General features: G+C 61.8%; 13 protein-coding genes. 6 read left to right on the forward strand and 7 right to left on the reverse strand.

Annotation, left to right across the window (positions count from 1 at the left end; genetic code table 11):
• Positions 1 to 53: 53 nt before the first annotated feature.
• From IG168_RS03650 to parC, 4 genes are all read right to left on the reverse strand, one after another.
• Complete coding sequence (locus IG168_RS03650) at positions 54 to 1601, reverse strand: DHA2 family efflux MFS transporter permease subunit (protein ID WP_193161820.1); 1548 nt, start codon at positions 1599 to 1601, stop codon at positions 54 to 56.
• Between the two features lie 11 nt (positions 1602 to 1612).
• Positions 1613 to 2689, reverse strand: a complete 1077-nt coding sequence (locus IG168_RS03655) for an HlyD family secretion protein (protein ID WP_319024653.1) — start codon at positions 2687 to 2689, stop codon at positions 1613 to 1615.
• 1 nt (position 2690) lies between these two features.
• A complete protein-coding gene (locus IG168_RS03660) occupies positions 2691 to 3131 on the reverse strand; it encodes a MarR family winged helix-turn-helix transcriptional regulator (protein ID WP_193161823.1) in 441 nt (146 codons plus the stop codon).
• A gap of 194 nt (positions 3132 to 3325) precedes the next feature.
• On the reverse strand, positions 3326 to 5575 hold the full coding sequence (gene parC / locus IG168_RS03665) for a DNA topoisomerase IV subunit A (RefSeq protein ID WP_193161825.1): 2250 nt from the start codon (positions 5573 to 5575) through the stop codon (positions 3326 to 3328).
• A gap of 149 nt (positions 5576 to 5724) precedes the next feature.
• Between parC and IG168_RS03670 the strand changes: the two genes are divergently transcribed.
• From IG168_RS03670 to IG168_RS03680, 3 genes are read left to right on the forward strand one after another with little or no spacing between them, the layout of a single operon-like run.
• Positions 5725 to 6177 (forward strand): DUF2214 family protein, encoded by a 453-nt coding sequence (locus IG168_RS03670; protein WP_193161827.1) that lies wholly within the window; start codon positions 5725 to 5727, stop codon positions 6175 to 6177.
• A gap of 18 nt (positions 6178 to 6195) precedes the next feature.
• Positions 6196 to 6801: an ABC transporter ATP-binding protein gene (locus tag IG168_RS03675; RefSeq protein ID WP_193161829.1), complete on the forward strand. Its 606-nt coding sequence runs from the start codon at positions 6196 to 6198 to the stop codon at positions 6799 to 6801.
• Positions 6798 to 7595, forward strand: coding sequence for an ABC transporter permease (locus tag IG168_RS03680; protein ID WP_193161831.1), 798 nt, complete (start codon positions 6798 to 6800; stop codon positions 7593 to 7595). Before IG168_RS03675 ends, IG168_RS03680 begins: the two co-directional genes overlap by 4 nt.
• Before the next feature lie 24 nt (positions 7596 to 7619).
• On the opposite strand, the gene IG168_RS03685 is transcribed toward IG168_RS03680, so the two are convergent.
• From IG168_RS03685 to IG168_RS03695, 3 genes are all read right to left on the reverse strand, one after another.
• Positions 7620 to 8234, reverse strand: a complete 615-nt coding sequence (locus IG168_RS03685; RefSeq protein ID WP_193161832.1) for a hypothetical protein — start codon at positions 8232 to 8234, stop codon at positions 7620 to 7622.
• A gap of 78 nt (positions 8235 to 8312) precedes the next feature.
• Positions 8313 to 10250 carry an aconitate hydratase gene (locus IG168_RS03690; RefSeq protein WP_193161834.1) on the reverse strand — a complete coding sequence of 646 codons (1938 nt, stop codon included), beginning with the start codon at positions 10248 to 10250 and terminating at the stop codon, positions 8313 to 8315.
• A 26-nt stretch (positions 10251 to 10276) separates the two neighbouring features.
• Positions 10277 to 15517, reverse strand: a complete 5241-nt coding sequence (locus IG168_RS03695) for a DUF748 domain-containing protein (protein ID WP_193161836.1) — start codon at positions 15515 to 15517, stop codon at positions 10277 to 10279.
• Positions 15518 to 15782: 265 nt separating this feature from the next.
• Between IG168_RS03695 and selD the strand changes: the two genes are divergently transcribed.
• From selD to cobB, 3 genes are all read left to right on the forward strand, one after another.
• Complete coding sequence (gene selD, locus IG168_RS03700; protein ID WP_193161839.1) at positions 15783 to 18074, forward strand: selenide, water dikinase SelD; 2292 nt, start codon at positions 15783 to 15785, stop codon at positions 18072 to 18074.
• A 132-nt stretch (positions 18075 to 18206) separates the two neighbouring features.
• Entirely contained in the window at positions 18207 to 19514 is a 1308-nt protein-coding gene (locus tag IG168_RS03705; protein ID WP_193161841.1) for an NAD(P)/FAD-dependent oxidoreductase, read from the forward strand.
• A gap of 70 nt (positions 19515 to 19584) precedes the next feature.
• Positions 19585 to 20277 (forward strand): Sir2 family NAD+-dependent deacetylase, encoded by a 693-nt coding sequence (gene cobB / locus IG168_RS03710; RefSeq protein WP_193161843.1) that lies wholly within the window; start codon positions 19585 to 19587, stop codon positions 20275 to 20277.
• Positions 20278 to 20501: the final 224 nt, after the last annotated feature.

Here is a 20501-nt window from a genome sequence, read left to right on the forward strand (position 1 = left end):
AAGCCCGCGGGCTTCCCCCTGATTCACGGTCGATGAGACAGACCGGCGCGCGCTCAGGCCGCCGGTGCCTCTTCTGCTTCTCGCGCCAGTGCTTCGCTGGCCTTCCGCGCGCGAGCCTCTTCCTTGGCCTTCTTCCTCGCCGGATTCGACAACAGCAGTATCAGCGGCATGGCCGCGATATTGACCCACATCAGCAACTGGAAATCGTTCACGTAGGAAATTTCCGCCGCCTGGCGTGCGATCTCGTTGTAGACACCGCTCATCACCGCGGTCATGTCATTGGGCCCGGGCATGCCCACGCCGGAGAGTTGTACCCGCTCGCCCAGCTGTTGCTGGTTGATCCACATATTGCGCGACAGCACCGCCATCACGATGGAAACGCCGATACTGCTGCCCAGGTTGCGCGACAGGCTGAACAGTGCGGTGGCCTCACCGCGATATTGCGGCGCCAGCGTCACATAGGCCAGGGTGGAAATCGGCACGAACACCAGGCCGAGACCCAGCCCCTGTACGATCCCGGTCCAGACCAGCGCCTGCTGACCCACCTGCAGGTTGAACCCGGTCATTTCATACATCGACACGGTGATCAGGCCCATCCCCACGAAGATCAGCAGCCGCGCATCAAACATCTTCACCAGGCGGCCCACCAGCATCATGGAAATCATGGTGCCAATGCCCCGCGGCATCAGGATCAGCCCCGTGGTCACCACCGGGTAGCCCTTCCACTGCTGCAGGTACTGCGGCAGCAGTGCCATGGTGGCCAGCAGCGTAATCCCCACAATAAAGATGAACACCACACCGGAGGCGTAGTTGCGATCGCGGAACAGGGCCGGCGAGATAAACGGTGTCTCACTGGTGCGCGAGTGCACGATAAACAAATACAGCCCCAGGACGGACAGGATGGCATAGAGCTGGATTTCCAGTGACTGGAACCAGTCGATCTGCTCACCGCGGTCCAGCAACAGCTGCAGCGCGCCGACCGAAATGCCCAGCAACGCAAAGCCGAGGGTGTCGAAGCGGGCCTTTTTGGTCTCGCCGTTTTCCACGTACAGGTAGATACCCAGCAGGGACAGGGCGCCCAGGGGCACATTGATAAAGAAAACCCAGCGCCAGGAGTAGTACTCCGTCAGCCAGCCGCCCAGGGTAGGTCCGAGGATCGGGCCGATCATCACTCCCACGCCCCAGATCCCCATGGCCGAAGCGTGCTTTTCCGGCGGATAGGTATCCAGCAGCGTGGCCTGTGACAGCGGCACCAGCGATGCGCCGAACACACCCTGCAGGATGCGGAAGGCGATCATTTCATTGAGGGAGGACGCCTGGCCGCAGAGCATCGAAGCCAGGGTAAAGCCGGCCACTGACCACAGGAAAATGTTGCGCCGCCCATAGCGCTGGGACAGGTAGCCCACCGGCAGGGTCATGATGGCCGCAGCCACGATGTACGAGGTCAGCACCCAGCTGATCTGGTCGCTGGCCGCACCGAGACTGCCCTGCATATGCGGCAAGGCCACGTTGGCGATGGTCGTGTCCAGCACCTGAATAATCGTGGCCAGCATGATGCTGACCGTGATCATCAATTGCTTGCCGGTATCCGTTTCGCTCATACCGCCAGCGCTCATTCCGCGAGTACGACTCGGCTACCGGCGGCGCTGCCACCGGCTCGTGCGGCCACGAGCTTATCGTCTTCACTGGTATCGATATGCACTTCGGCACTCATGCCGGCGCGCAGTGCCGGCGCATCCTTGACCGGGTAGAGGCGCAGGCGCACCGGTACACGCTGTACCACTTTGACCCAGTTGCCGCTGGCATTCTGCGGCGGGATCAGCGCAAACTCGCTGCCGCTCGCCGGGCTCAGACTCTCTACCTGTGCCTGCCAGTGGACATCCGGATAGGCGTCCACGGTCACGTCGGCTTGCTGTCCCGCGCGGACTTTTGCCAGCTCGGTCTCTTTCAGGTTGGCTTCGACCCAGATTCCCTCGGTACCCATCATGCTGATAACACTCATACCCTGCAGCGCCATTTCACCGGCCTGGGGCACGTCGTTGGCAATCAGGCCGTCGGCGGGCGCGAGGATTTTGGTGCGCGACAGCTGATAGCGGGCTTTGTCCAGTTGCGCCTGGGCAACTTTCAGGTCGGCCTGCTCCTCGAGCGGGATCTGCGGGTTGCCACCCAGCTCTGCGCGCAGGCTGGCCAGCTTCTCAGTGTTGATATCGATCTGTGCCAGGGCATTTTTCAGTTTCTGGCGCGAGTCGTCCAGCTGCGACTCGGAAAGCGCCACCTTGCCCAGCTTTTCATTGCGCTGCAGCTGGCGGCGATAGTAATCGGCATCCTCGCGCGCCTGTTGCAGGGCCGCTTCCGCCTCACCGTAATCGGCGCGACGTGACAGCAGGTCGTTGCGCACCTGGCTCAGGTGCCCTTCCGCCTCGGCCACGGCCAGCTTGAAGGGAGTCTCGTCCAGCTGCACCAGCAGGTCGCCTTTCTTGACCGGCTGATTCGCCTTGACCAGTACCTGGGCCACCACGCCACTGACTTCCGGGGCCAGGGAAATTTTGTCCGCCTTGATATAGGCATTCTCGGTGTGAACGCTGCTGCCGCCACCCATCACGCACCAGCCCGCTATGGCTCCGGCAACGACGATACCGGCCACGAAACCCAGCCGGCGCACCGAAACTTTCCCCAATTGTTTTACCACGTCAAATCTCCTCACGTGTCAGGTTGTCCCGCAGGCGTCCCAGCAGGTCCCTCAGTTGATTTACATCGTCGACAGAAAAACCCACCAGTGCCTGGTTACGGGTCTGCTGCGCCAGGTCACGCAACACTTCCAGTGCCGGCTCCGCCTCTCCGGTGAGATAAATGCGGAAACAGCGGCGATCGCCGGGATCCGGGCGCCGCTCGACCAGCCCCTCCTGTTGCAGGTTGTCCACCTGGCGGGCCAGGCTGATCGGCGCCACATCCATGCGCTCGGCCAGCTCGGCCTGCTTCAGCCCCTCTTCCTTGGCCAGGTGCCACAGCACCTGCCAGCGGGAACGGCTCAAGCCGTGCTCCTTGGCACGGCGATCGAAATTGCGACGCAGCAGTCGAGCCACACTGTGCAGCTCGAAACTCATCTGCGTCGCCGAATCTTTCTTGTTCATGCTCTCTCCTCAACCCTGCTTATTATAAGGATGCTTATGATTTTCTCAAGAAAGCAATCCTGTGCTTCGACGCCGCCAGCGCCCGCTTCACCGCGACGCGCGCCCCCGCCGGGCGCGGATCCGGTTCTTTCACAAGGGCAAAAAAAAAGGGCGATCCGAGGATCGCCCTGTGGATTTCTGCGGTGTGGCCAGCGCTATTTTTCCAGCACTTCCACCTTGTCCACCTTCTGGAACCCCCGCGGCAGCTTGTTGCCGCGGCGGCCGCGCTCGCCCTGGTAGTGGTCCAGCTCCGCGATCTTGATCTTGGTGTGGCGCTTGCCGGCGTGGACAACCAGCTGGGCGCTGCCCTCCAGTACGGCGACACCCACCACATACTCCTCGCGGCTGGCGACGCGCGCCGACGGGATATTGATGATCTTGTTGCCCTTGCCCTTGGAGAGCTCCGGCAGTTCGGATACCGGGAACACCAGCATGCGCCCCTCGCTGGTCACCGCCGCAAGTAGCGCCTCTTCGGGATTCTCGATGGCGCAGGGCGGCAGCACTTTCGCCCCCTTGGGCAGGCTCAGCATCGCCTTGCCGGCCTTGTTGCGCGATTGCAGGTCCGCATATTTGGCGATGAAACCGTAACCGGCATCGGAAGCCAGCAGCACCAGCTGCTCGTCCGCGCCCATCAACAGCCCCTCAAACGTGGCGCCGGAGGGCGGATTGATGCGGCCGCTGAGCGGCTCGCCCTGGCCCCGCGCCGACGGCAGTGAATGCGACGCAATGGCGTAGCTGCGGCCTGTGCTGTCGAGCAGCAGCGCCGGCTGGTTGCTCTTGCCGCGGGCGGCAAACTTGAAGCTGTCGCCGGCCTTGTAGTTGAGTGAGGCCGGATCGATCTCGTGGCCCTTGGCCGCGCGGATCCAGCCCTTGTCCGACAGCACTACGGTGATGGGATCGCTGGAGAGAAGCTCCGCCTCGCTGAAGGCCTTGGCTTCCTCGCGGGCGACGATCGGCGAGCGGCGCTCATCGCCGAACTCGTCGGCGGCTTCCAGCAACTCCTTCTTGATCAGGGTCTTCAGGCGGCGCGCGCTGTCCAGGGTCTTGGTGAGGTAGTCGCGCTCTTTCTCCAGCTCCGCCTGCTCGCCGCGGATCTTCATTTCCTCGAGACGCGCCAACTGGCGCAGTTTGGTTTCGAGGATATATTCCGCCTGAATGTCGGTGAGCTCGAAACGAGCCATCAGAGCCTGCTTGGGCTCATCGTGGGTGCGGATGATTTCGATCACCTCATCGATGTTCAGGAAGGCGATCAGCAAACCGGCCAGTCGGTGCAGGCGTTCCTCGACTTTGTCGAGGCGGAACTGCAGGCGGCGGCGGGTGGTGACGGTACGGAAGCTCAGCCACTCGCCGAGGATCTTGTCGAGGGACTTCACTTGCGGGCGGCCGTCGATACCGATCATGTTCATGTTGATGCGGTAGCTGCGCTCCAGATCCGTGGTGGCGAACAGGTGGTTCATCACCTGTTCCATATCCACGCGATTGGACTTGGGCACGATCACCAGGCGGGTGGGGTTTTCGTGATCCGACTCATCGCGCAGGTCCGCCACCATCGGCAGCTTCTTGGCCTGCATCTGCGCGGCAATCTGCTCCAGCACTTTGGCACCGCTGGTCTGGTAGGGCAGCGCAGTGATGACGATATCGCCATCCTCCTTGCTCCAGATAGCGCGCATCTTCACCGAGCCGCGACCGGTCTCGTAGACCTTGTGCAGATCCGCGCGCGGCGTGATGATCTCGGCCTCGGTGGGCATATCCGGGCCCTGGATGTACTCGCACAGCTCGGACACCGTGGCCTTGGGGTTCTCCAGCAGGTGCACCGTGGCATCCACCACTTCGCGCAGGTTGTGCGGCGGGATGTCGGTGGCCATGCCCACAGCAATACCGGTGGTGCCGTTCAGCAGGATATTCGGTACCCGGGCTGGCAGTACCGCCGGTTCGTCCATGGTGCCGTCGAAGTTGGGCTGCCAGTCCACGGTACCCTGCCCCAGCTCCGACAGCAGTACCTCGGAGTATTTGCCCATGCGCGACTCGGTGTAACGCATGGCGGCGAAGGATTTGGGATCGTCCGGCGAGCCCCAGTTACCCTGGCCGTCCACCAGCGGATAGCGGTAGCTGAACGGCTGCGCCATCAGCACCATCGCCTCATACACAGCGCTGTCGCCGTGCGGGTGGTACTTACCGATCACGTCGCCCACGGTGCGCGCGGACTTCTTGTACTTGGCACTGGCCTTCAGGCCCAGCTCGCTCATGGCGTAGACGATGCGCCGCTGCACCGGTTTCAGGCCGTCGCCAATGTTCGGCAGGGCGCGGTCCAGGATCACGTACATGGAGTAATCCAGGTACGCTTTCTCGGTGTACTCCTTCAGCGGCAGTCGCTCGGTGGCCTCAAAGACGGAGGTGTCGGTCATACAGCAGAGCTCTCGTTATTCTGTTCGAAGAGGCGGATTATGGCGGCGAACGGCGCCCGGTTCAAAGTGCATCGCCAATCCCCACTGTTTGCACTGGTCGCGACAAAGCTGATACAAAACCCGCCCGACACCTACGCAAGGAAGCCCCGATGTCCGTATTGTTTGCCTTTCTGCACCACCTCGCGGCCTTTACCCTGACCGCCGCCATCGCCATAGAGCTGGTTTTGCTCGGCCAAAAATTCACCCTGGAGAGCGCCCGTAAACTGCAGTCCGCAGATCGGGTTCTCGGTATCTCCGCCGGTGCACTACTGGTAGCGGGCCTGCTGAGGGTATTCTTCTTCGAGAAGGGAGCTGCCTATTATTTCCACAACGGCGCTTTTCACGCAAAACTGGGCCTGTTTTTCCTTGCCGCCTTCCTGTCCATTTACCCGACAATCCGGTTTATCCGCTGGGGCAAGGCCCTGAAACAGGGGCAACTGCCCGAGGTCAGCGGCCGCCAGTGGCGCCTGATGCGCGGCGTGGTTCACGCGGAGCTGGCAGCCATCGTCGGCATACTGCTGTGTGCCGCCATGATGGCGAAGGGTATCGGCTACTCCGCCTGACAACAGAGAATAAAACCATTGACCGCTCTCACTCTCGACCGCGTCTCCGCCGGAGCCCTGCAATCGATCAGCCTGACTGTGGCACCCGGCGAAATCGTGTGTCTGTCCGGTCCCTCCGGTTCCGGCAAGAGCCGGTTGCTGCGGGCGATCGCCGATCTAGAAGAACACGGCGGCAGCGTGTGCCTGGGTGACCAGCAACAGAGTGCGTTGCCCGCACACAGTTGGCGTCGGGCCGTCATGCTGGTGCCGGCGGAGAGTGCCTGGTGGTTCGAGACCGTCGGCGAACATTTCGAGGCGCCGGCTCCGGAGGTACTGCGGGAGGTAGGCATCGCTGAAGACGCCGGCGAATGGTCGGTTGCCCGCCTGTCATCGGGGGAAAAACAGCGCCTGGCCCTCGCCCGCGCGCTTACCCGCAAGCCCGCCGCACTGCTGCTCGATGAACCCACGGCCAATCTCGATGAAGACACCACCCGCAAGATCGAGCGCTGGCTTCAGGCCACAATCCGCGAGCAGGCTCTGCCGGTAATCTGGGTGGCCCACCGGGAAGACCAGATACGTCGAGTCGCCCACCGGCACTTCACCATCGACGGCGCCAACCTCAAGGAACGGGAGATCCGCCAATGAATGTGATCGCCCTGTCCTGGTGGCAGCTGGCCATGGCTGCCTCGCTGGTACTCGCCCTGGCCGCCTGTACCCACTTCGCCCGGCTGGGCATGGGTAAATCCCTGCTGGTCGCCGCCGCGCGCACCGCCATCCAGCTGACCCTGATCGGCATGGTGCTGGAAGCGCTGTTTGCCGTCGGCAGCCTGCACTGGGTTGCGCTGATGGGCGTGGCGATGCTGTTGCTCGCCGGTCGGGAGGTAATCGCGCGGCAGAAATATCGCCTGCGCGGTGGCTGGAGTTTCGGTATCGGCACGCTGTCGATGTTTATCTCGGCATTCAGTGTGACGGTGCTGACCCTGGTGGCGGTGATCGGGCCGGACCCCTGGTATGCGCCCCAGTACGCCATTCCGCTGCTGGGCATGCTGCTCGGCAACACCATGACCGGCGTGGCGCTGGGGCTCGACCGGCTCACCGAGAGTGCGCACCGCTCGCGGGACATTATCGAGAACCGCCTGATGCTCGGCGACACCTGGACGGTGGCCCTTGGCGACTTTCGCCGCGAAGCCATGCGCGCGGGGCTGACACCGATCGTCAATGCCATGGCTGCGGCGGGTATCGTCTCCCTGCCGGGCATGATGACGGGCCAGATCCTCGCCGGGAGCCCGCCGGCACTGGCAGTGAAATACCAGATACTGATCATGTTCACCATCGCCGCGGGCACCGGCTTCGGCACCTTCGCGGCAGTGGCCGTTTGCGCGCGCCGCCTCTTTGACGGGCGCGAGCGGTTGCGGCTGGACCGGCTCGTCGCCGGCTAGATTACCGCCGCAGCATTCGCGAACTCAGAAACGGAAATTCATCCCGAACTGCACGGAATCTTCCACGCCCTTGTCGCCGGCGTAGCTGTAATAGGCCAGCGCGCCGGACAGACGCCCGTTGAAATCGATACGCGCGAAGGGTTTCAGGTAGGTGTCACTCTCGACACCGACGTCTTCGCTGTAGCAGTCACGGCAATTGGTGATACCGCGATCGATATCGAAATAGCGGTAACCACCGTTCAGGCCGACAACAAAACTGTCGCTCACGGGAAGCTGGAAACCGGCATCGATATATACGGACCCCGCATCGATGCTGGATTCCTCGGTGGACTCGTTGCCGGTCCAGTCGTTTGCGACCTGCTGGGTGAATTCGTTTTTGTCATCGATCAAAAAGAATGTGGCCCCGACACTGAAGTTGAACCAGCCCTTTTCCCCCGCATAGCCGACACCCAGACCGAATCCACTATCCGCGATACCGTTGTAGGCCGCCACCGCCGGATCGAAATTGATCACCTCACCGCTGGCAGTCCAGCTGCTGCGGTAAACCGCTCCCCTATCAATGACCTGATGCGCGCTGGCTGCACTCGCCACCGCCGCCAGAACGATACCGGCCAGAACCTTCTTCTTGTAGTTATTCATCAAATTTCCCCAACAAAAAATGCGCAGCGATTAAATCGATGCGCATTTAGCAAGTCAAGGAAGCATACCCCGAAAAAATCAGTCCAGGTGCTTTTTACGCGCCTCGTTGATCAGGCCACCGTACTGCAGGGTTTCGATTTCCTCTGCCGACAGGTCGTGTTTCAACTGGACTGTTTCACCACTGGTCACGTTTTTAAGTTCCACCGGCTTACCCGGTTCGAGTTGTGCAATCGGATCGTCAATTTCCAGGTCCGCGTCCTGATCCAGTTTGTCGTAATCCCCGGGCTGCTCGAACAACAGTGGCAGAATGCCGAAGTTGATCAGGTTGCGGCGATGGATGCGCGCCATGCTCTTGGCGATCACGCAGCGCACGCCGAGATAGCGCGGCGCAATAGCCGCGTGCTCGCGGCTGGAGCCCTGGCCATAATTCTCTCCGCCGACCACGAAGCAGTCGCCCTTCAAGTCCATCGCGCGCTGATAGAAATTTTCATCGACACGGGAGAAGGTGTAGCGACTGATCGCGGGAATATTGGAACGCAGCGGCAGTATCTCCGCCCCGGCGGGCAGTATCTCATCGGTGGAGACATTGTCTCCGGCTTTCAATAACAGTGGGCCGCTCAATACGTCCGGCAACGGATCAAACTCCGGTAGCGGTTTGATATTGGGCCCCTTGACCAGCTCTACTTCCACGGGAATTTCCTGCGGTGCCAGCAGCAGCGGGCGCATGTCCGGCAGCTGGTCCGGCTCAGTGAAGCTGGGATAGTCCATATCCAGGTCGCGCGGATCGGTGATTTTCCCGGTCAGCGCGCTGGCGGTCGCGGTTTCCGGGCTGCACAGGTAAACCTGGTCGTCCGCCGTGCCGGAGCGGCCGGGGAAATTGCGCGGCACTGTGCGCAGGCTGATACCGCCACTCGAAGGGGCCTGCCCCATGCCGATACAGCCGCCGCAGCCGGTCTGGTGCAAACGTGCACCCGCTTCCAGCAGCCTGGCCAGGTCACCGCTGCGACTGATCTCTTCGAGTAACTGGCGCGAAGTGGGATTGATATCGAAGGAAACCGCGTCGTCCACATGCCTGCCCTCGACGATCCGCGCCGGGATGGCGAAATCCCGCAACCCCGGGTTGGCAGAGGAGCCGATGTAACTCTGGTAAATGGTTTTACCCGCCACGTCCCGCACCGGCACCACCTTGTCGGGGCTCGAAGGACAGGCGATCAGCGGTTCGAGGCTGGCGAGATCGATGGTGTCCGTCTCATCGTAGTCCGCGCCATCATCCGCAGCGAGGGCGACGAAATCCTCCTCGCGCTGCTGCTGGCGCAGGAAGGCGCGCACCACCTCATCCGCGGGGAAGACGCTGGCCGTCGCACCCATTTCCTGCCCCATGTTCGCAATCACGTGGCGATCCATGGCGGTGAGATTGGCCAGCCCGGGCCCGTGATATTCGACGACTTTATTGACACAGCCTTTGACCGACTGCCGCCGCAGCATTTCCAGAATAATGTCCTTGGCGCTGACCCAGGGCGGCAATTCACCCTCGAGGCGCACACCGAGAATTTTCGGCATGGTCAGGGCAAACGGGCGCCCGGCCATCGCCAGCGCCACCTGCAGGCCGCCCGCGCCGATCGCCAGCATACCCATGGAGCCGGCCGCACAGGTGTGGCTGTCGGAACCCAGCAGGGTCTTGCCGGGAATACCGAAACAGGACATATGCACCGGGTGACTCACGCCATTGCCCGGGCGCGAAAACCAGACGCCGTATTTGCGGCAGGCGCTGCGCAGGAAGAGATGGTCGTCGGCGTTCTTGAAGTCGGTCTGCAGCAGGTTGTGATCCACATACTGGGCCGAGATTTCTGTTTTCACCCGCGGCAGGCCCAGCGCCTCGAACTCCAGCATTACCATGGTGCCGGTGGCGTCCTGGGTCAGGGTCTGGTCGATATTCAGTTCGATCGGGCTGCCCGGCTCCAGCGAGCCACTGTGCAGATGGGATTCAATCAGTTTCTGGGCGAGATTCTTGCTCACGGTATAGCCCTCCTCGATTGTGGTGGTTACCTGGAAAATTCGACGCGCGGCTTGTCAAAGTCACGTCCATTGTAGTCCGGTGCACAGGGGATGATTTCGGCGGCAGTTATTCCCGCATCCAGCAGGAAACTCTCTACCTTCCGACTGCGCTCTAGCGCAAGTCGTTCAAATTCTTCATATAAATTGAGCGGCGGATACCGGTAAAATGATTCACGCGCCTTACGGGTGCCACCCAACCCAGGCGTTGAATTCGGGTAGAGTGCATGCCAATCGCGCGCGTTGGCAATGCCGCAAATCCCCGGTCTCGCGTCGGGACGCTCACGCAGTACTTCGATAACTTCACGCAGCTGATGCTGCGCCTTGGCACTGAGTTCAGCACTTCCCGGTGCAAAAATTATGGGATCGAAACGGACTGCACGGAAGCGTGCCCAAGCAAACTTGGAGAGCGTGTACAGGCCGAGCGGAGTGAAGTAGCCGAACAGCGCCGTCATAATTGCATTTTGCAGCAGGTCACTGAAAACAAAACTGAACGAAAACTTGGGATCATAGAGTTCACCGGACACCGGCATGCTGAAATAGACATTCCCTTTGCCGTCTTTCATCAGCAATAGCGCGATATTCAACGGAATGAATGTCTGCTCTACTTTCAGCTGATCCTCGTCTCGCACGCGGCGCACCTTAATTTTTTCCAGCCTCATATCCGCATTGGCTTTCAACTTATTTTCGCGTACGCGTATATCAAACTTCGCATCCAGCTGTCCCTGCAGGATTTTGTAGCCCAGTAATTCCGCCATATAGGGCCCGGCCGGTATCAGACTGGTGTTGACGATATAGCCGGTGAGATCGGCATTCCACTTGTGCGTGTCGAGGTATTCGATGGTACCGGCCAGCTGTATCTCGCCGAAACCGCCGGGACGCCCATTCAGCAGCACCACCATGGGGGGAACATCCGGTTCATTGCTGATGTCGTGCACGGTCAGGTAGATAGCTCTGATCGGCAAGCTCGCGCGGTACTGGCCGCGCCGATCGACCCAGGTGAAAGTGCCGTAGCGCACGTCGAGGTCCTGGATGTGATAGCGAAATCTTTGCTCAGCTGCAGGCGCACTTTCGGCCACCGGTGCAGCACGCCCCTGAGGCGCGCCTGTCAGAGCGGCAACCTCTTTCAGGATCGGGTATTCCCCCGCGCGATTGCGCATCAGTAAGAGACGGGGGCGCAATGCGTCGACGTTGGCAATCTCCAGCCGGCGGCGAATTCTGTCGTACCCGAGCTGCTCGACCCGCAGCCCCGCCAGCCGGCCGATCACAGAATGGCGGTGGTATTCCGGCGCGCCCTTACGTCGACTGAAGAATTCGAAGTCTGCCGCCTCGGCCCAGTCAAAGGAGAACTGATCGCGATTACTTGACAGGCCCTCAATGGCGACACTGCCGCCCTTCACCAGCTGTCTCCCGTCACTGGACAGCAACTGAATATTCTGCAGCTGCAGTTTTGTCAGCGCGAGGTGTTTTTCGCCAGTGACGTAGCTCCCACTCGTTTGCAGTTCATCGATGGAGATACAGTGATTGATGTCGACGATATAGCCCTCGGGAATACAGCTGGAAGCGCCTCGCACCTCCAACTGCTGGGCGTCTATTGCTCCACCACCGACGCGGAGACGCTCGGCGGCGACATGCTCCAACTGCAACAGCTGGGCGGGCAACTTCCCAAGATAATCCCGCTGCTGCAGTTGTACTCCGGCGATTTTCAAACCGTGCAGAATTGTCGCCCGCCCCGTGGGGGAATCGACGCGATCAAATCTCTGTACCGCTACCTCGCCGAACCGGTAACAGGGTGCGAGGCGCGAGTCACCCAACACACCGGCGGCGAGGCAGCCGCTCGCTCCCGATAAATGGCCGATTGGCACGCCCCCATAAGCGATTTGATCCAGCTGCATATGCTCAATCACTACCGGCTTGTCCGCGCCCCTGCCAATATGGATCCCCACCAGATCGAGGGAGCCATCAGTGGAATAGGGTGCAGCGAGCGATAATTTCTGGGTACCGCGCAGGTGCAGTTCTTTTACGCCGTAGCAGGAACCGGCCTCCCGATCCGTAATATCCTCGAGCAGCTCGATTGTCACGCGCATTACCGGCTGCGGAGCACAACCGCGGAAACCGTCAACCGCCAGGTCGCTCACCCACAAAGCGGGCTCGCCATTCCAGCGCAGTTTCTTCCAGCTCAGCCGCTGGAAACCGGCCTGCAGATATTCACCCGTTTCCTGCCAGGTGGCGATCGGCTGGGATTCCAGCTCTCCGAGCTCGAGCCGTGCCACCGATGGTGTCAGTCCGATATGGCTGACACCAGAAAAGTCCAGTTCCTTCGCGGTAATACAATCTGCAATACCACTTTCACGCGCACCTCCGGGCAACAGATCGTGGATCCCACAGAACAGGATTTGCTGAATATCTAGCCCGTGTAGATCCAGCGTATCCGGAGACAGGGAAAATCTATTCACTGACAGGGCTTCGATACTCCACAGCGGCGGCGCCACGGGCGATGCCTTGAAGAGCGTTTGGCCAAACCGGAGACCGCTTTCGCCAACCGAGTGCAATTCCGACGAGGAAATACAGCGCGGCAGCCCCGCACGCAGCTTTTTGTTTTCAGGTAAACACGCGTGAACCGATGCAATGGATAAATTGTCGAACTTTATTCGCGAAGACTTATCGGCACGGCGGGACCAAAAAATTTCCAGTTGCGGCGCCAGCAGCTTCTGTATGTCGGCAATAGATTGCTCGTCTTGCCCCAACAACAAGATTCGCTGTGCCAGAGTGCCACTTAAATCGGCCTGCAGTTCGCGACTGTCGAAAGTCAGATTGAATTTTTTGCCCATCTGCAGCTCTTGCAGTTCGGCGCAACGGATATCCAGCGCCGGTGACTGAACCGTGCCGGGCAGACAGGCATAAAGCGATTTCAGGGAAAAATTTGGCAACGACCAGAATACGCTATGTTGCAACTGGGGCAGATAACGAATCCGCACATTGGGTAGGCGTAATGCCGAGAGGTCTAACAGTGTTTGCTCGCGCGGGGTTTTGGCCACGGCACGTTCCAGCGTCAACTGCCCCGCGGCGAGGTCGAGCCCACCCTGCCAGGCGATCACCAGTGGACTGTGCTGGCGCAGGTTGCGCAGATCGAAGCAGCCCGGCATCTGTTGCGGCTGTTTGTACAGCAATCGCGCCCAGGTTTCCGGTAGACAGCCCTGCAAACGACTGAGGGAGGCGCTTTGTAGGCTTAAGTTGGGACTGGCGATGTCCGCTATCCGCGATTCTTTGCCGCTGGCAGAGGGGGCATTTTTCTGAGCTTGTGCCCGCTCTTCCGATAGCAGGCCTTTTTCATCGACAACCTCTGCCGGAACCGGCGGACTCCCGCTCACGGGCACGGTCGGCACAGCATTTGGGTCCGCATCTATCCAGGGGTTGTCGCCGTCGGCGTCGCGGCGCATATAGCCTTCACCGGTGTGGAGCTGTTGCAATAGCAGTCCCTTGGCGCCGTTTAACCGGTCTGCCAGCAGCAATCGCTCTGCTCGCAACTCACCGAGAATGACGTACCCCTCTTCCCCTCCCTGCCAGGCGAAGTTACCGCTGCCGACCAGCGTACTCAGGTCCGCACACAGTGGTCGCCACTGGCGGGGTAGCAGAGCATCCGGCAGACAACCGGACAGGGACTGCAAGCCGAAGTCCTGCACCAGCAGCGGCGCGGCAGAGGCGCCCGGAGAACCCTGCAGGTCAATGCGCTGCCAGTGCAGTTTTTGCAATTGCAGCTGTGTATGGTCATCACGCGTTGCCCTGAACTCGGCGAGCTTTAGCGGCCCACTGGCAAATCCCCAGGACTGATTCTGCAGCCGCGACAGGAAGCGCAACTGCAAGGACTCGGCGCTGTGCAGCCCCACCAGACGCACGCAGTAATCCATCTGCTGCCACAGCGATCCGGGAATGCAGCCGCTCGCGCTCTCCAGCTCCACCCCCTCTATTTCCAGCGTGCGGTTTTTGCCGCCGTATTCGAGCGTGCCGAGCAGCGCCTGATGGACGGTAACCGGATTGCGATTAGCTCCAGCCAGGTCCAGCAACTGCGTCTGTTGCAAGCGACTGGGGCCGGCGGTCACTTTCAGCTTTTCACTCCAGTCGAAAGTGACCGGATCCTTTAGCTGCAGCGTGCCGGCGCGCACGCAGTAGTGGTGATCACGGTTGCGTATTCCACCCGGGCACCAGTCGAATGCACTGGCGCCGGCGCGCTGCCAGGTCAGCCTGCGCGCGTCGCGGAGAAAGTCAAAGTCGGCGATGGCGAGGGATTGCGCGCGCCAGTTCTGCCAGCGCTGGTTGCGGTAGCGCAGCGCAATATTCTGGCCGTTGGCGCGATGCCAGCGCACCTCGGCACCGCGGCCAAAACTGAACAGCAGGTCACCCGCCAGCTGCAACTGTCCGGCGCTGCCACAGTGTCCCACCAGGCGCCGCAGCGCTGGCAGCGCCGCGACCCAGCGCTCCGGCGGGCAACTGGCGAAACGCGTTACGGAAACTTCCTTTGCAGTGATACGGTGGCCAGAGCGGGTGTAGAGGCCGTCGGACAGGTCCAGGCTCACCAGCGCGGTATTGGGGCGCTCCTCGGCAGGTCGCATCAGCAGGTCCTGCAACTGCAGTCGCGCCGCGCCGATCTGCAGGGCCAGCGGCACATCGCCCTGGCGCTGCATGGCGATCAGCAGGTCCCGCGCGCGCAGGTCGCCGAAGCTGACACAGCTCTGCGTCGGCCACTGCGGCCGGTGGCGGTAACACAGCTGGCTGTCACGAATCTGCACCCGCTCGAACAGCAGGCGCAGGTCGCGGTCGCGGCGCTCCCCGTGCCCGAGGGCCCAGCCCCCCACTTCCCACAGCCGCCCGTGCTCGCTGGTCGCGGATTCCAGGTCCATATAGGCGCCGTCGAGGGCAACCTTCTGTATTTGCAGGCGGCCCCTCAACAGCTGCCACCAGCTGTAATCCAGCAGCAGTTCCCGGGCGTGAAAACCTCGCCCGTCGCGATTTTGCGCCCGAATGCCGAGGGCAACCACACTCAGTCGCGGAATCGAGACCTGCAGGTAATCAATCTGCGTTTCCAGGCCGCGCTCGGTCAGCCAGTGCTCCAGCTTATTGCGCAGTATCGACGAGGCGACCAGCGACAGAATGCCCAGCAACACCACGCCGCCAACCAGCAGCCAGAGCAGGCGTCGAAGCGGTTTGGCAAACTGGCGGGACTGCGTGGGCATTATGGAAATTGGCGCCGGCAAAGAAATTTACGCAACCAGCAGATACAACTGGGCCCACTAATTAAAGACCAGCGCCAACAGTATTTTTGTACGCTGGCGCCGGCTTTCGCCATAATGCGTTTCCGCGCCGCGCGATTGGTCGCCGGCAGCATCCCGCTGTCTACTATTCACCCAGCGGCAAAGTGTGCGGCGGCAACAGACAGCGCAATCACTGCGGCGCAATTCGCAACGGCAGTGCATCCTATTTTTTGACCGGCAGGAGAACATGCAGCAGCACCCCAATTACCAGGACATCGTTCTGATCGGTGGCGGCCACGCGCACGCCATGGTGCTGCGCATGTGGGCCATGAATCCGCTGCCCGGAGCGCGCCTGACCCTGGTCTCGCCGCAGGTGCAAACCGCCTACTCGGGCATGCTGCCGGGACTGGTGGCCGGCCACTACAGCCTCGATGAAACCCACATCGATCTGGTACGCCTGTGCCGCGCCGCCGGTGCGCGGTTTATCCAGGCCTGCGCCCACCGGATCGATGCCGACGCGCAGCGCATCTCCCTGCTCGGTCGCCCCGACCTGGAGTACGACCTGCTGTCCCTGGACGTGGGGGCAACGCCCGCACGGGATCTGCCCGGCTCGGAACTGGCGATGCCGATCAAGCCCATCGGCCATTTCCATCGCCACTGGCAACAGCTGCAGGAACAAGCCCGAAATAGTCGCACTTCGCTGAAACTCGGGGTTGTCGGCGGTGGCGCCGGCGGTTGCGAACTGGCCATGGCCATGGCCCACGCACTGGAAGAGCAGGTCTATTCCGGACGCGTGGAAGTACACCTGATTCACGCCGGCGGCGCTGTTCCCCAGGGCTACCCGCTAATGGCGCGCCGGCTGATGGAGCGGGAGCTGCGCCGCTCAGGCGTCAAACTGCACTGCAATTGGCCGGTAGCGGCCATCGACGACCGTGGCGTGCGCGCTGAAAGCGGCGAAACCCTGGCCCTCGACGAAGTCTTTCTCACCACCAATGCCTGTGCGCCGCCGTGGCTGGCGGATTCCGGCCTCACCCTCGACGCACAGGGATTTGTACGGGTAGACAAAACGCTGCGCGCCGAGGGGCGCGACAATGTCTTCGCCACCGGTGACGTGGCCAGTTTTACCCCTTACCCCCTGCCCAAGGCCGGCGTTTATGCCGTGCGCCAGGGCCCGGTGCTGTTCCACAACCTGCGCGCGGCACTGACCGGTGCGCCGGCGAAGGAATTCCGCCCGCAAAAGCAATTCCTCAGCCTGCTCTCCTGTGGCGAGCAGCGCGCCATTGCTGTGCGCAACGGCATCGCCGTGGTCGGCGGTGCCCTGTGGCGCTGGAAAAACCATATCGATACCACGTTCATGCGGCGTTTCAGCGCCCTGCCCGTCGACATGGACACGGACCGTCGCCCCCGCCTGTTCGCCCCGCACCAGCAGGTTATTGATGAACGCAGCGGGGTGACGCTGTCGGCCATGCGCTGCAACGGCTGCGGTGCCAAGGTGGGCGCCGATGTGCTGCACCGCGCGCTGGCCAAGCTGCCGCCGCAGAAGTCGGCATTCCTGCTGCGCGGTGCCGGCGACGACGCCGCGGTGATGGAACTGCCCGAGGACAAACTGCTGGTACAGAGTTCCGACCAGTTGCGGGCGCCGGTGGAGGATCCCTGGCTGTTCGGCCGCCTCGCCGCACTGCACGCGCTGTCCGACCTGTTCGCGATGCACGCGCGCCCGATCGCCGCGCAGGCGCTCGTTACCCTGCCGCTGGCGGCGGCGGAAATCTCTCGCCGCGATCTGCAGCAACTGCTCGACGGCGCAGTGCACGAACTCAACAGGCACCAGTGCGTCCTGTCCGGCGGCCACACCGCCGAGGGCACGGAAATGCAGCTGGGCCTGACCGTCAACGGTCTCGCCGATAGCGAGCAGCTGCTGGAAAAGACCGGCGCGCGCGCCGGCGACTGTCTGATTCTGAGCAAGCCACTGGGCGTCGGCACCATCCTCGCCGCCGAAGGGCTCGGCGAGGCCCGCGGCCGCTGGGTACAGAAAGCGCTGGAAACCATGTTGCAGAGCAACGCCAGCGCCGCGGAGCTGTGCGCCCAGCACGGCGCCCGCGCGCTGACGGATGTCACCGGCTTCGGCCTGCTCGGGCACCTGCTGGAAATGCTCGACGGCGAACTGGGCGCGGCACTGATTGCGGAACGACTGCCGCTGATCCCGGGCGCCGCCCACTGCGCCGAACACGGCTGGCTATCCAGCCTGCATCCGCAGAACGCGACTTTCTATCACCGGATTCAGAACCCGCTGGAATGGCGGGACCTGCCCCAGTGGCCGCTGCTGGCCGACCCGCAAACCTGCGGCGGCCTGCTCGCCGCCGTGCCCGCACCGCAGGCGCAGGCCTGCGTGGTGGCAATGCAGCGCTCCGGTTTGCGCCAGGCCGCGATCATCGGCATTGTCGAGGCTCCCGGCAAAGGCGCTGAACAGCCGGTGCGCCTGTTGCGCAGTGCCGACTGGCAGGAACTGACCCGCGAGGTCGCCGAGGGCGCCCATTTATAAATTGCCAAACCCGCGCCACTGGAGGATACTGGTGGCAGCAAAAGCTGCGACTTTATACTGCGGCATAACAATTAAAATGGTCTTCACAGTTGGGGAGTCGGCTTTTAGTAATCGACAGGAAGACCAAAGTTTATGAAACACATTGTAATCGTCGGCGGCGGTGCCGGCGGCCTGCAACTGGCTACCAAGCTCGGCCACTACTTCAATTACTCACCGCTGCTCAAGCGCAGACGCAAGTCTCCCGCCGCACAGATCACCCTGGTCGACAAAAACCGCACCCATATCTGGAAACCACTGCTGCACCAGGTAGCCACCGGGGCACTGGACTCCAGTCTCGACGCGCTCAATTACCAGGTGCACGCCCGCGCCAACGGCTTCAAATTCGAACTCGGCAGCCTGCGACAACTGGATCGCAGTCGACAGGTCATCGAACTGGCGCCAGTAATGGACGACAGTGGACAGCAGCTGGTGCCAGCGCGCGAGCTGAAATACGACCACCTGGTGCTCGCCCTCGGCAGCCAGAGTAATGATTTCCGTACGCCCGGCGTGCGCGAACACTGCGTATTTCTCGACAGCACCGAACAGGCCCAGCGCTTCCACCGCCTGCTGCTCGACCGCTTCCTGCAGCTGGAAACCCACACTGCGGAAAAGGTGCAGATTGCCATCGTCGGCGGCGGCGCTACCGGCGTGGAACTGGCGGCGGAGCTGATGGACGCAACCAAGCAGATGGGCAATTACGGCCATATCGCGCGCGGCTCACTCGAGGTGACCCTGATCGAAGCGGGCCCGCACCTGCTACCGGCGCTGCCGCCGCGCCTCGGCAACAACGCCGAACGCGAGCTGACGCGGCTGGGTGTGCGTGTCATTACTGGTTGTGCCGTGGCCGAAGCCACCGCGGATGGACTGACCACGGCCAGCGGGGAAAAAATTCAGGCCTCCATTCGCGTCTGGGCCGCCGGCGTCAAGGCTGCGGATTTCCTCAGCCAACTCGACGGGCTCGCCGCCAACCGACTCAACCAGATCGAAGTAACTTCCGAACTGCAGTCGGTGACCGATCCGAAAATTTTTGCGCTCGGCGACTGCGCCGGCTGCATCGACATCAATGAACAGAAAGTACCACCGCGCGCCCAGGCCGCCCAGCAGATGGCCGGCGTAGCCGAGTACAACCTGATCGCCATGATCGAGGGCCGGCCCCTGAAGAAATTCCGCTACCGCGATCGCGGCTCGCTGGTGTCCCTGAGCAAACACACGGCGGTGGGCAATTTGATGGGCGCGCTGGTCAAGGGCAGCCTGACCATTGAAGGGCGCATCGCAGGACTCGCGTACCGGTCACTCTACCGGATGCACCTGGCCGCGGTGCACGGCTGGCCCAAGGCAATGCTGATCTACCTGGTCGGCCACGCCAACCGCTTCGTGAAACCACGCCTGAAAATGCACTGATTCAGCGCACGGTTTATCCCGGAGGGGCGCACCTTGTGTTCGCCCCCGCACCGCCGCAAAATCTGCATTTATGAAATATCAACGTATCGTCGTTCTTACCGGTGCCGGCATATCCGCCGAATCCGGTATCCGCACTTTCCGTAGCGCCGACGGCTTGTGGGAAAACCATCGCGTCGAAGATGTCGCAACGCCGGAAGCCTTCGAGCGCAACCCGGAGCTGGTGCAGCACTTTTACAACGAGCGCCGCCGCCAGCTGCTATCCGGCGACATAGCACCCAATCCCGCGCACATCGCACTGGCGCAACTGGAACGGGAATTTCCCGGCGAATTCCTGCTGGTCACCCAGAATATCGACAACCTGCACGAGCGCGCCGGCAGCCATAACCTGATTCATATGCACGGCGAACTGCTGAAGGCCCGCTGCAGCTGGACCGGTGAGACCTACCCACTCAGTGGCGATCTGAGTATCGATGACGTCGGAGAGAAAGGCCTGTTGCGCCCCCACGTGGTCTGGTTCGGGGAAATGCCTCTGGATATGGATCGCATCTACCGCGCGCTGATGGAGTGCGACCTGTTCATCAGTATCGGCACATCAGGCAATGTCTATCCGGCGGCGGGTTTCGTCGAGTGGGCCAACCGCGCTGGCGCACACAGCGTGGAACTGAATCTGGAGCGCAGCCAGGTCGGCGATGCCTTTACCGAACACCGCAGCGGACCGGCTTCACAAGTGGTACCGGAGTTCGTACGCGAACTCGTTCCCTGAGGTCAAGAGTACCGCTCAGTTTGCGACCCTCCTCACACTTCCCCCTCCTGTAACTGCACAACCATTGACCTGAAGAGCTCTCCGACGGCATAGTTTTCACGCGCAGAAAATTATGAAAAAGAAAAATATTTAGCACCTTTTTGCGCAGTCCCACCATCATCATTTTTGCTAGCTTGGCTGCTGTTCCGCCAGTCGCGAGCGCGTGCGCCGCTTTGGAGCGCCAC

Source organism: Microbulbifer hainanensis (assembly GCF_014904735.1).
Lineage (GTDB): Bacteria > Pseudomonadota > Gammaproteobacteria > Pseudomonadales > Cellvibrionaceae > Microbulbifer > Microbulbifer hainanensis.